Consider the following 11,303-nt stretch of genomic DNA (forward strand, 5'->3'; position numbering starts at 1 on the left):
GCTGCGCGAATTGCCCGTCATTGGCCGCAGGCTCGTTACCCGCCACTGCTGTCCGTAACGCACGGTTATCCACAGGTGTCCCTATGATCTGGGGCAGAACTCGACCCGAGAGGGACTGATGGCCGGCTTTCTCCTGCGACGCGCGCTGAACTATGTCGTGCTGCTCGTGCTGGCGTCGTTCCTGGTATTCACCGTGGCTTCGCTCACCTTCACGCCACTGGACTACCTGGAACAGCGCAATCCGAGACCGCCGCAATCGGTCATCGACGCCAAACGCGCGGAGCTGCACCTGGATGATCCGATCCCGCAGCGGTATCTGGCGTGGGCGGGGGGCGTCGTACAGGGCGACTTCGGCAAGACGCTGCCGGGTCAGGCGGTCAGCGAGGAGTTGCCCCGGCGCATCGGCGTCAGTCTGCGACTGCTGCTCATCGGTTCGATCGTGGGCAGTGTGCTGGGCGTGCTGATCGGTGCGGCGAATGCCATCCGGCAGTACAAGTTCAGCGATTATTTGAGCACCGTCGTCTCGCTGCTATTGCTCTCGACGCCGGTGTTCCTGCTCGCGACCCTGTTGAAATTCGGTGCGCTGCAGATCAATCAGGCCACCGGGGAGCAGATCTTCCTCTACACCGGTGAGACCTCCGCGACCCAGATCCACGGCCTGTGGAATCAGCTCGTCGATCGCGCACAGCATCTGTTCATCCCCACGCTCGGCTTGGCACTCGGCGCGATGGCCGGATACAGCCGGTACCAGCGCAATGCCATGCTGGACGTGCTCGGCAGCGATTTCATTCGCACCGCCCGCGCGAAGGGCCTGACCCGCTCACGCGCCCTCTACAAGCACGGTCTGCGCACGGCGTTGATTCCGATGGCGACCCTGTTCGCCTACAGCCTGGGGGGTTTGATCACCGGCGCGACCTTCACCGAGAAGATCTTCGGCTGGCACGGCGTGGGTGAATGGCTGGTCAATGGGATCGGCGCACAGGACATCAATATCGTGCTCGCCTCCACGCTCTTCACCGGCATCGTGGTGCTGCTGTCTGGCCTGCTGTCCGATATCGCGTACGCGTTGCTCGACCCCCGGGTGCGTGTCGGATGACCGAAGTCGAAACCATCATCCAGGGCGCGCCGCACGCCGTCGGCCGGCGGAAGCTGGTGATCCGCCGCTTCCTGCGCAACAGGGTGGCGGTGGTCGCGACCGTCGTGCTGCTGCTGGTCTTCGTGGCGGCCTTCGTACTGCCGCATTTGCTGCCCTACTCGTACACCGATATGGATCCGGACCTGTCGCAGAAGCTGCAGCCGCCGAGTTCCAAACACTGGTTCGGCACCACGCTCTCAGGTGAGGACGTGCTGGCGCAGACCCTGCATGGATTGCAGAAATCCCTGATCATCGGATTCCCAGCGGCCTTCCTGTCGGCGATCATCGCGACCATCGCGGGTGCGCTCGCGGGTCTGCTGGGCGGCTGGACCGATCGCGTCATCATGTGGATTTGCGATCTGTTGCTGGTGATCCCGAGTTTCATCATGATCGCGCTGTTCGCGCCCAAGACGAAGGGCAACAGCTCACTGCTGTTGATCACCCTGCTTATCGCCTTCTTCGGCTGGATGATCAGCGCCCGCATCGTCCGGGGCCTCTCGATGAGCCTGCGGGAGCGCGAATTCGTCCGCGCCGCACGGTATATGGGCGCTTCCACCTGGTCGGTCATCATCACGCATGTGGTGCCGAACATCGCGTCCATCCTGATCATCGACACCACGCTCGCGGTCGGCGGCGCGGTCATGGCCGAAACCGGTCTGAGCTTCCTCGGTTTCGGTGTGCAGCCGCCGGATGTGTCACTGGGTTCACTCATCGGCCGGTACAGCTCCTCGGCGCTGAACTACCCGTGGACCTTCATCTTCTCCGGCGCGTTCCTGATCACGATCGTGTTGTGCACCAACCTGATCGGTGACGGACTGCGCGATGCGTTCGATCCGAGCGCCAAGCGGGCGCGCGCCAAACAGCGCGGCAAGAAGGCCAAGGAGACCGCGGCATGAGCGAGACGGTGCTGGAGTCGACCGAAAGGCGCACCACCGCCCCACTGTTGGAGGTCGCCGACCTGCGGGTGTCCTTCCCCGGCGAGGAAGGCCGGGTGGACGCCGTGCGCGGGGTGAACTTCACCGTCAACGACGGTGAGGTGCTCGCCATCGTCGGTGAATCCGGATCCGGCAAATCGGTCTCCTCGATGGCGGTCATCGGACTGCTGCCGGAGCAGGCCCGAGTGCGCGGTTCAATTCGGCTGCGCGGACGAGAGCTGCTGGGACTCGGCGATAAACAAATGTCCGAGTTGCGCGGCAGCCGGGTCTCCATGGTGTTCCAGGACCCGCTGTCCGCACTGACCCCGGTGTACCGGGTCGGCGATCAGATCGCGGAAGCCCTGCTGGCGCACCGCAAGATGAGCAAGAAGGAAGCCGCCGAGAAGGCGATCGAACTGCTCGAACTGGTCGGGATTCCCGAACCGGCGTTGCGCACCAAGGCTTTTCCGCACGAATTCTCGGGCGGTATGCGCCAGCGCGTGGTGATCGCCATGGCGATCGCCAACGATCCCGACCTCATCATCTGCGATGAGCCCACCACCGCACTCGATGTGACCGTGCAGGCGCAGATCCTGAACCTGCTGCGCAAAGCGCGCGATATCACCGGCGCGGGCGTCATATTCATCACCCACGATATGGGCATCGCCGCCACGCTGGCCGACCGCGTCGCCGTTATGTACGCCGGTCGTGTGGTCGAAACCGCGCCTGCCACAGAGCTTTTCCACCGGCCCCGGATGCCGTACACCGTCGGACTGCTCGGCTCGATTCCGCGGATCGACGGTCCGGCGCGCGCACCGCTGATCCCGATCATCGGCACGCCGCCCGCCATGCACGATCTGCCGCCGGGCTGCCCGTTCGCTCCGCGCTGCCCGGTCGCGATCGACGACTGCCTGGCCGCGGAGCCGCCGTTGCGGGACACCGGTCCCGGGCATCGCGCGGCCTGCATCCGCACCGAAGAGGTCGGTTCCGATGCGCTGTTCACGGCCTACCGCAAGGAGATCGAGGCACCGGCCGAGGTCACCGAGGTAGATGCCACGCAGGTGGTGCTGAAGGTTCAGGATCTGCGCAAAACCTTCCCCATCACCCAGGGCGTCGTATTCCGCAGGCGCACAGGGGAAGTGAAGGCCGTGGACGGCATCAGCTTCGAGGTGCGCGCGGGGCGCACACTGGCGCTGGTCGGCGAGTCCGGATCGGGCAAGTCGACCACGCTCACCCAGATCATGGATCTGCTGAAGCCCGAGAGCGGCAGCATCGAGATCCTCGGCCACGACGTCACCGCGCTGACCAAGCAGCAGCGCCGGGATATCCGCCGCAAGATGCAGATCGTCTTCCAGGACCCGTCGTCCTCGCTGGATCCGCGGTTGCCCATCTCCGATGTGCTGGCCGAACCGCTGCGCATCGACGGGCGGTCGCGCGAGGAGATCAATCGACGCGTACCGGAGTTGTTGCGGCAGGTGGGCTTACGCCCCGAACATGCCGACCGCTATCCGGCGGACTTCTCCGGTGGGCAGAAGCAGCGCATCAATATCGCGCGCGCCCTGGCCCTGGATCCCGAACTGCTGGTGCTGGACGAACCGGTCTCCTCGCTCGATGTCTCCATTCAGGCGGGTGTGCTGAATCTGCTACGGGACCTGCAAACCGAGCGCGGCCTGTCGTATCTGTTCGTCTCGCATGACCTGTCCGTGGTGCGTAATCTGGCCCACGACATCGCGGTGATGTATCGCGGACAGATCGTCGAATACGGACCGGCGGAGCGCATCTTCGCCGCTCCCGAACACGAGTACACCCGCGCGCTGATCGACGCGGTACCGGTTCCGGCGACCACCCGATAGGAGCGATGTGATGCGGAAAATACGATGCGCCGCACTACTGCTCGCGGCCACTCTCGCACTCGCAGGTTGTGCGGGCGGCAGCGACAACGCCACCGGCTCGGCGGCGATCGGCGGTGGCGCCGACATCAATCCGCATCCCCGCGATGATCTGCGCGATGGCGGGAATCTGCGATTGGCGATCACCGGCTACCCGGTCAACTGGAACACGCTCCAGATCGACGGCAATGACGGCGAGATCATGGACAGCATCCGCCCGCTGATGCCGCGCGCCTTCGACACCGACGCCGCGGGTAATCTCACGGTCGATCACGATTACTTCACCGATGTGCAGATGACCAGCACCGATCCGCAAGTGGTCGCCTATACCATCAATCCGAAAGCGGTCTGGTCCGACGGCAGCCCCATCACCTGGGAAGACCTCGCCTCGGAAGCGAATGCGCTGAGCGGTAGGGACAAGCGGTTCCTGATCGCCATCTCCAACGGCTTCGACCGGGTGGAGAAGGTGGAGCGCGGCGTCGACGATCGGCAGGCCGTCATCACCTTCGCCAAGCATTTCGCCGACTGGCGTGGGCAATTCGCGGGCAATGCCACGCTGTACCCGAAAAAGGTTACGCAGGACCCGGATTCGTTCAACACCGCACTGCTGAACGGTATCGGGCTCACCGCCGGGCCGTTCGCGGTGCAGTCCACCGATAAGACGCAGGGCCGAATCGTGCTGGGCCGCAATCCGAAATGGTGGGGCAACACCCCGAAGCTGGACACCATCACCATCAGCGTGCTGGATCGGACAGCGTGGGTGCCCGCACTGCAGAACAAGGAACTCGACGCCGCCCTGCTGTCGGATATCAATGATCTGCAGAATGTGCGCAGCACCCCCGACATGGTGGTGCGGAACGCGCCCGGCAACCGGTGGCGGCACTTCACCTTCAATGGCGCACCCGGCTCGATTCTCGCCGATCCCGCACTGCGCGTCGCGATTTCGAAGGCGATCGACCGCAAGCGGATCGCCGAGACCGTCCAGCACGGACTGGTCGCGGACCCGCAGCCATTGAACAATCATGTGTATCTGCGCGGCCAAACCGGCTACCAGGACAACAGCCTCGGCTTCGATCCCGATGCCGCCGCCCGCGAACTCGACGCCATCGGCTGGCTGCGCCAGGGCGACGGCACTCGCGCCAAGGACGGCAAGCAGCTCATCATTCGCGATGTCATGTACAACGACCCCACCTGGGTGGACATCGCCAAGATGATTCAGGCCGACCTCGGGAAGATCGGTGTCGGCCTGACCATCGACACCCGGCCCAGCGCAAGGTATTTCGCCGATGTCATCCAGCCGGGCGACTTCGACGTCTGCCAGTTCACCTTCCAGGGCGATGCCTTCCCGCTCAGCAGCGTGCCGCAGATCTGGGGCTACTACCCGGATGATCTGCAAGCCAACTTCGGGCGAATCGGCTCGCCGGAACTCAATGAGCTGATCGACAAGGCACTCTCGGAACTGGATCCGCAGAAGGCCATCGAGCTGGCCAACCAGGTCGATCGGAAGGTCTTCGAAGAGGGGCATTCGCTGCCGCTGACCCAGTCCGAGGGCAACTACGGGGTACGGTCCGAGCTGGCCAATTACGGTGCGCCCGGGTTGGCCTCCTACGACTACACCCTCATCGGATTTCTGAAGTAACGACAGCCGTCCCGGCGGAAGGAGCGGTCCATGCGGACACGTTCGACAGTGGCACGACTCGCGATACCTCTCGTCGCGCTCGGTGTGATCGTGTCCGGTTGTAGCTCCGGCGGCAACGAGGGCGGTACCGCCGCGCTGGGCACCACCAATTCCATCAATCCGCATCCGGTCGAGGATCTGAAGGACGGTGGCAACCTGCGGCTGTCGCTGAGCTCGTACCCGGAGTCGTTCAACGCCTTGCACATCGACGGAAATACCGGCGATACGAACGATGTGGTGAGTCCGCTGCTGCCGCAGACATTCGCCAGCAATGCGGCGGGCGATCAGAGCGTGGACCACGACTTCTATACCGATATCCAGCTGACCAGCAAAAGTCCACAGCAGGTCACCTACACCATCAATCCGAAGGCGGTCTGGTCCGACGGATCGCCCATCACCTGGGAGGACATCCGGTCCCAGTGGCAGGCCCTGAACGGTAAGAATCCTGATTTTCAGGTCGCGACCTCCAGCGGATACGACCATGTCGGCAAGGTGGAGCGCGGCACCGATGACCGGCAGGCCGTCGTTACTTTCGATCAGCCCTATGGTGAATGGCAGGGCTTGTTCGGAGTGCTCTACCCGAAGGCCGATACCGAATCCCCACAGGCGTTCAACGATTGGGCGCACAACTCGCTGCCGGTCAGCGCCGGCCCGTTCATCATCACCAACCTGGATCGGACCCAGAACCGGATCACCCTGGGCCACAACCCGAAATGGTGGGGCGATACCCCGAAGCTGACCAATATCACCTATAGCGTGCTCGACAGCAGCGCGTGGGTGCCCGCCCTTCAGAACAACGAGCTGGACGAGGCGTATGTCTCCGGGCTCGAGAACGTCACCGCCGCGCGCAGCGCACCGGGTGTCGAGATTCGACGGGCCTCGGAGCCGACCATCAATATCCTGTGGTTCAACGGCGCACAGGGAGCCATCCTCGATGATCCGGCACTGCGCCGCGCCATCGCCAAGGCCATCGACCGGCAGAATATCGTGAACACCAGCCAGCACGGCATCGTGGACAATCCGAAGGTCGTCAACAACCACGTCTACGTCGACGGACAGACCGGTTATCAGGACAATGCCGCCGCCGTGGCGTTCGATCCCGAGGCCGCCGCCAAGGAACTCGATGCGCTCGGATGGGTGCTCAACGGTGATGTGCGCGAAAAGAACGGGCGCAAGCTGGAATTGCGCGACGTCATGTACGACCAGGCCGGGTGGGTGGATACCGCCAAGATCATCCAGGCCAACCTGGCCAAGGTCGGCGTCAAGCTGAATATCCAAACCGTGCCCGGCAACGGACTTTTCACCAATGTGATCAACCCCGGCAACTACGACCTCGCACAGACCGCGCTCGGGGGCAGCGTCCTTCCGCTGCAGGTGTTGCGGCAGGTCTACTACTACGACCCGGCCAACTGGCAGGGCAACAAGTCCCGCGTCGGATCGCCCGAACTCAATACGCTCATCAACCAGACGCTGGCAGAACTCGATCCGGCCAAGGCGCGTGAACTCGCCAACAAGGCCGACCAGATGATCTTCAACGAGGTGCATTCGCTGCCCCTCAACCAGGCGTCGGGCACCCATGCCGTCCGTACCGACCTCGCCAATTGGGGCGCGTTCGGTATGGCGACCCCCGACTACACCAAGGTCGGCTTCCTCAAGTGACCCTCCGGACGGGTCATCCACTGACCTATCCGGCCGCTGTGACGATCGGCGCTCTCGCGATTTGCCTCGCGTGGGCGCCGTTCGGCGGTTCGGAGCAGGTGGCCATGGCCGGTGCGGTGGCGCTGGTCATTGTGGGGTACAGCGTTTTTCGGTTCGCGGGTGCTTTCGGGTATTTGCCGGTGGGGTTGCCGCGGGGGGAGGCTTGCCGGGATGTGGGGGTGCGGCGGGTGCGGCAGCAGTATCGGCTGGTGAGTCGGTCGTGGTTGGAGTTCACCACGGGTGGGCGGACTCGGTGGCTGCCGGTGTATTTCGATCCGGCGCTGGTGACGCTGACGCAGGGGAACGCGGAATTGGCCGGGCGCGCGATCACCGTGGACGGGGGGCGGGTGTATCCGTCGGGGCGGTTGCGGAGTGTCGAGCCGGTGGGGCGGTTGATCGACAATCCGGCGCGGCCGGATGACGAGGCGGCGTTGAACGCGATGCGGGTCGCCGGGTATGGGCGGCGGCTGCTGCTCGATGCGCAGTCGGCGGTGGTCGGGCCGTTCCTGGGGCTGCTGTGGGTTTATGTGGCGGGCGGGGGCGTGGCGGGTTTCGTGGGGGCCACCATGATCGGAGCGGGTGCGGCCGTGTGGTTTTCGGCTATTCGCGGGTCCGATCCCAGCTGAGGGACGCGTATCCGTCGTCAACCGACAGGAAACAGCCAGGCTAGGAGCCGTTCATGACCGAAGGTGGCGACCGCCGACAGCGCCGCCGCCTCGGCGCGGGCGGTGTGCACGGTGGAGGCGAAAGCCACCATGGGATCGTGCCGATCCACCAGGCGATATGTTCGACCATGTCGGCCGAACCGGCGGACGCGGTCGCGGCGGCCGAGGCCATGACCGGCAACGCGGCGGCTGCGGTCGAATAACCCAGGCTCGCAGCCTTTTCCGGACTCTCACCCTCCTCATCGGGGCCGGAGCGGACTGCGAAAGACAAAAGAGGTGGCCGCGCAACGGATCTGCCGGACCCGTGCGCGGCCACCTCTTTCGGATCTACTGCTGTGCGCGTTTGGCGGCTTTCGCTTCGGCTTCGGCCCGGTCGAGGGCGTTCGCCTCTTCCAGAGTCGGTGCGCTGCCGCCCAATCGAGCGGGCACCCAGTAGGCGCCGGGCTCGTGCGGGTAATCCCGCTGCACGTTCAGCAGCATGGCTTCCATGGTCGTGTGCAGCTGCGCGGTCAGTTCGGCGGCCGGTTCGTACGGCTGGATCGGCGCGCCCACCTCGATGGAGATGGGGGTGTTGGTGCGGCCCAGGCGCTTGGGATGCCCCTTGGTCCAGACGCGCTGCGCGCCCCAGATCACCATCGGGATGATCGGCACATTCGCCTCGATCGCCATGCGCGCGGCGCCCGATTTGAATTCCTTCAATTCGAAGCTGCGGCTGATGGTCGCCTCGGGGTACACCCCGACCAGTTCGCCGGCGCGCAGCCGATTCACGGCCTCGTGATACGAGTCCGCGCCCGCGGCCCGATCCACCGGAATATGCTTGAGCGCCCGCATGATCGGCCCGGTGATCGAATTATCGAAAACCTCCTTTTTCGCCATAAAACGCACATAGCGCTTCGTCGTACGCGCAGGCAGGCCCGCATACGTGAAGTCCATGTAGCCCGTGTGATTGATGGCGATGACAGCGCCACCCTTCGCCGGGATGTTTTCGTCGCCAGTGACAGTGAACTTCAGGCCCTGTGCCGCGAAGACGGTACGGGCCAGCCCGATGATCGGGAAGTAGACGGGTTCCACAGTTCCGCTAGCGTAGTCGCTGCCCGCGCGGCGACCAGTGACCCAGGCAACAGTAATCGGCGGGGGGTTACTGCATAAGCGATGTTTCGGGGCAGCCAGTAGTCTGGGTGGCTGGTAACGGTCGAGGAGGAAGAAGCTCGTGCAGATCACCAGCGTCGGACACGCCGGGTTCCACATCTCCACCGCAGCGGGGACGATCCTGTGCGATCCGTGGGTGAACCCGGCATATTTCGCATCATGGGTGCCCTTTCCGGATAACACCCAACTCGATTGGGATACGCTCGGCAACTGCGATTTCCTGTACGTCTCCCATCTGCACCGCGATCACTTCGACGCGAAACTCCTCGCCGAGAAGATCAATAAAGACGCGACGGTGCTGCTCCCCGACTATCCGGTGCCGGATCTGCGCCGCGAACTGGAGCAGCTGGGCTTCACCAAGTTCTTCGAAACCGAGGATTCGGTCAAACACACCATCACCGGCGTCGGCGGCAACCAGCTCGACATCATGATCATCGCGCTGCGCGCACCGGCGGACGGACCCATCGGCGACTCCGGCATCGTCGTCTCCGACGGCGAAACCGTCTGCTTCAACATGAATGACGCGCGGCCGGTCGATATGGATGTGCTGCACGACGCCTTCGGGCACGTCGACATCCACCTGCTGCAGTACTCCGGGGCCATCTGGTACCCGATGGTCTACGACATCCCCGCCAAGACCAAGGCCAACTTCGGCAAACAGAAGCGCCAGCGCGGGATGGATCGCGCGCGTTCCTACATCGAACAGGTCGGGGCCACCTGGGTGGTGCCGTCCGCGGGACCGCCGGTCTTCCTGGACGATGAACTGCGCTACCTCAACGACGACCGCGGCGATGAGGGCAATATCTTCCCCGATCAGGTCGTCTTCCTGGATCAGATGGAGATCCACGGCAATAACGGCGGCATCCTGATGATTCCAGGCTCCACCGTGGAACTGCACGGCAAGGACCTCGCCGAACTCTCGCATCCGGTCGCACCGGACAGCATCTACGGTGACAAGGCCGCCTACATCGAGGCCATGGCACAGCGGTTCGCACCGGTCATCGCCGCCGAAAAGGGCTCCTGGGCAACCCAGGACGACGGCCCGCTGCTGCCGCGCCTGAAGGAGCTCTTCGAACCGATCATGGCGCAGAGCGACCTCATCTGCGACGGCATCGGCTACTCGGTCGCCTTGGTCATGGGCGAGGAGACCGTGGTGCTGGACTTCCCCAAGCGCATCGTGCGCGCACCCGTCGAGGGGGAAGGCAAGCAGCGCTACGGATTCCGCATCGACCCCGTTCTGGTGCGCACCGTCCTGCGCGATAACGAACCCGACTGGGTGAACACCATCTTCCTGTCCACGCGCTTCACCACCTGGCGCATCGGCGGATACAACGAATTCCTCTACACCTTCTTCAAATGCCTCACCGATGAGCGCATCGCCTACGCCGACGGCTGGTTCTCCGAGGCGCACGACGATTCGGCCTCCACCGAACTCGACGGCTGGGAAGTACAGCGCCGCTGCCCGCACCTGAAGGCCGATCTGTCGAAATTCGGTGTGGTGGAAGGCAATACCCTCACCTGCAACCTGCACGGCTGGCAATGGGATCTGGAATCGGGCCGCTGCAAGACCTCCAAGGGCCACGAACTGCGTTCCCGGAAGCTGGACGCACCCGCCAACGGCTGACGCCGATTCCGGCCATCGGGGGTCGTCAGGATCGGCTGCGCGCCGCCAGCGCCACCGCGGCGAAGGTGAGCGCGCAGCCCACGACCGCCGTCACCGACAGATTCCGGCCGGTCGGGGCGAGCACATCGAGCAGCAGGGACATGGCCAATTGACCCGCCACCGAGGTGAGTCCGAGTAGCAGCACGCCGATCCAGCGCACGACGACCACGGCCAGGGCGATGAAGAACACGCCGATCAGGCCGCCGAGATAGAGCCACGGCCGGGTGGGAAACGCGGCGGGCCAACCACTTCCGGCCACCACGAACACCTCGACCAGCAGCAGGCCGAGTGTGCCGGTGGTGAAGTTCGCCAGGGTCGCCGACCGGGGACCGCCCACCGCGCCCACCCGGCCGTTCACCGCCTGCTGCCAGGCGAGCCCGATCCCCGCCAGCATCGGCAGGGCTATCAAGGCCCATACCGGTACCGAGCCGAACCAGCCCGGCGCGGCCGAACCCTCCCCCGCACCCCGCCCCGAGGAGGCCGCGAGCAGGACCGCCGCCAGGGCCAGGGCC

General features: G+C 64.6%; 9 protein-coding genes and 1 pseudogene. 7 read left to right on the plus strand and 3 right to left on the minus strand.

Annotated features, from left to right (window positions below; genetic code table 11):
* Nucleotides 1-118 precede the first annotated feature (118 nt).
* From NA10_RS31715 to NA10_RS31740, 6 genes are read left to right on the plus strand one after another with little or no spacing between them, the layout of a single operon-like run.
* A complete protein-coding gene (locus tag NA10_RS31715; protein WP_067574385.1) occupies nucleotides 119-1,096 on the plus strand; it encodes an ABC transporter permease in 978 nt (325 codons plus the stop codon).
* Nucleotides 1,093-2,031: an ABC transporter permease gene (locus NA10_RS31720; RefSeq protein ID WP_067574386.1), complete on the plus strand. Its 939-nt coding sequence runs from the start codon at nucleotides 1,093-1,095 to the stop codon at nucleotides 2,029-2,031. Before NA10_RS31715 ends, NA10_RS31720 begins: the two co-directional genes overlap by 4 nt.
* On the plus strand, nucleotides 2,028-3,902 hold the full coding sequence (locus tag NA10_RS31725; protein ID WP_067574387.1) for an ABC transporter ATP-binding protein: 1,875 nt from the start codon (nucleotides 2,028-2,030) through the stop codon (nucleotides 3,900-3,902). Before NA10_RS31720 ends, NA10_RS31725 begins: the two co-directional genes overlap by 4 nt.
* Nucleotides 3,903-3,912: 10 nt before the next feature.
* A complete protein-coding gene (locus NA10_RS31730; RefSeq protein WP_067574388.1) occupies nucleotides 3,913-5,577 on the plus strand; it encodes an ABC transporter family substrate-binding protein in 1,665 nt (554 codons plus the stop codon).
* Nucleotides 5,578-5,607: 30 nt separating this feature from the next.
* Complete coding sequence (locus tag NA10_RS31735; RefSeq protein WP_067574389.1) at nucleotides 5,608-7,275, plus strand: ABC transporter family substrate-binding protein; 1,668 nt, start codon at nucleotides 5,608-5,610, stop codon at nucleotides 7,273-7,275.
* A complete protein-coding gene (locus NA10_RS31740; RefSeq protein WP_084515577.1) occupies nucleotides 7,272-7,940 on the plus strand; it encodes a hypothetical protein in 669 nt (222 codons plus the stop codon). The genes NA10_RS31735 and NA10_RS31740 overlap by 4 nt, the downstream gene beginning before the upstream one ends.
* Before the next feature lie 41 nt (nucleotides 7,941-7,981).
* Here the strand turns inward: NA10_RS31740 and NA10_RS39675 are convergent.
* Both NA10_RS39675 and NA10_RS31745 read right to left on the minus strand, forming a co-directional pair.
* A pseudogene (locus NA10_RS39675) lies at nucleotides 7,982-8,110 on the minus strand (allantoate amidohydrolase); the annotation flags it as partial.
* Between the two features lie 196 nt (nucleotides 8,111-8,306).
* Entirely contained in the window at nucleotides 8,307-9,050 is a 744-nt protein-coding gene (locus NA10_RS31745; protein WP_067574390.1) for a lysophospholipid acyltransferase family protein, read from the minus strand.
* A 139-nt stretch (nucleotides 9,051-9,189) separates the two neighbouring features.
* On the opposite strand from NA10_RS31745, the gene NA10_RS31750 reads away from it, so the two are divergent.
* Complete coding sequence (locus NA10_RS31750) at nucleotides 9,190-10,752, plus strand: Rieske 2Fe-2S domain-containing protein (RefSeq protein WP_067574391.1); 1,563 nt, start codon at nucleotides 9,190-9,192, stop codon at nucleotides 10,750-10,752.
* Between the two features lie 25 nt (nucleotides 10,753-10,777).
* Here NA10_RS31750 and NA10_RS31755 read toward each other — a convergent pair.
* A partial coding sequence (locus NA10_RS31755) for a DMT family transporter (protein WP_169812679.1) occupies nucleotides 10,778-11,303 on the minus strand: 526 nt, incomplete at its 5' end.

The sequence above is a fragment of the Nocardia acidivorans NBRC 108247 genome (genome assembly GCF_001625085.1).
GTDB lineage: Bacteria > Actinomycetota > Actinomycetes > Mycobacteriales > Mycobacteriaceae > Nocardia > Nocardia acidivorans.

Excerpts from the sequence above, each read along its gene's own strand:
- NA10_RS31715 (WP_067574385.1), top strand. The coding sequence starts at position 119 with ATGGCCGGCTTTCTCCTGCGACGCGCGCTGAACTATGTCGTGCTGCTC.
- NA10_RS31720 (WP_067574386.1), top strand. The coding sequence starts at position 1,093 with ATGACCGAAGTCGAAACCATCATCCAGGGCGCGCCGCACGCCGTCGGC.
- NA10_RS31725 (WP_067574387.1), top strand. The coding sequence starts at position 2,028 with ATGAGCGAGACGGTGCTGGAGTCGACCGAAAGGCGCACCACCGCCCCA.
- NA10_RS31730 (WP_067574388.1), top strand. The coding sequence starts at position 3,913 with ATGCGGAAAATACGATGCGCCGCACTACTGCTCGCGGCCACTCTCGCA.
- NA10_RS31735 (WP_067574389.1), top strand. The coding sequence starts at position 5,608 with ATGCGGACACGTTCGACAGTGGCACGACTCGCGATACCTCTCGTCGCG.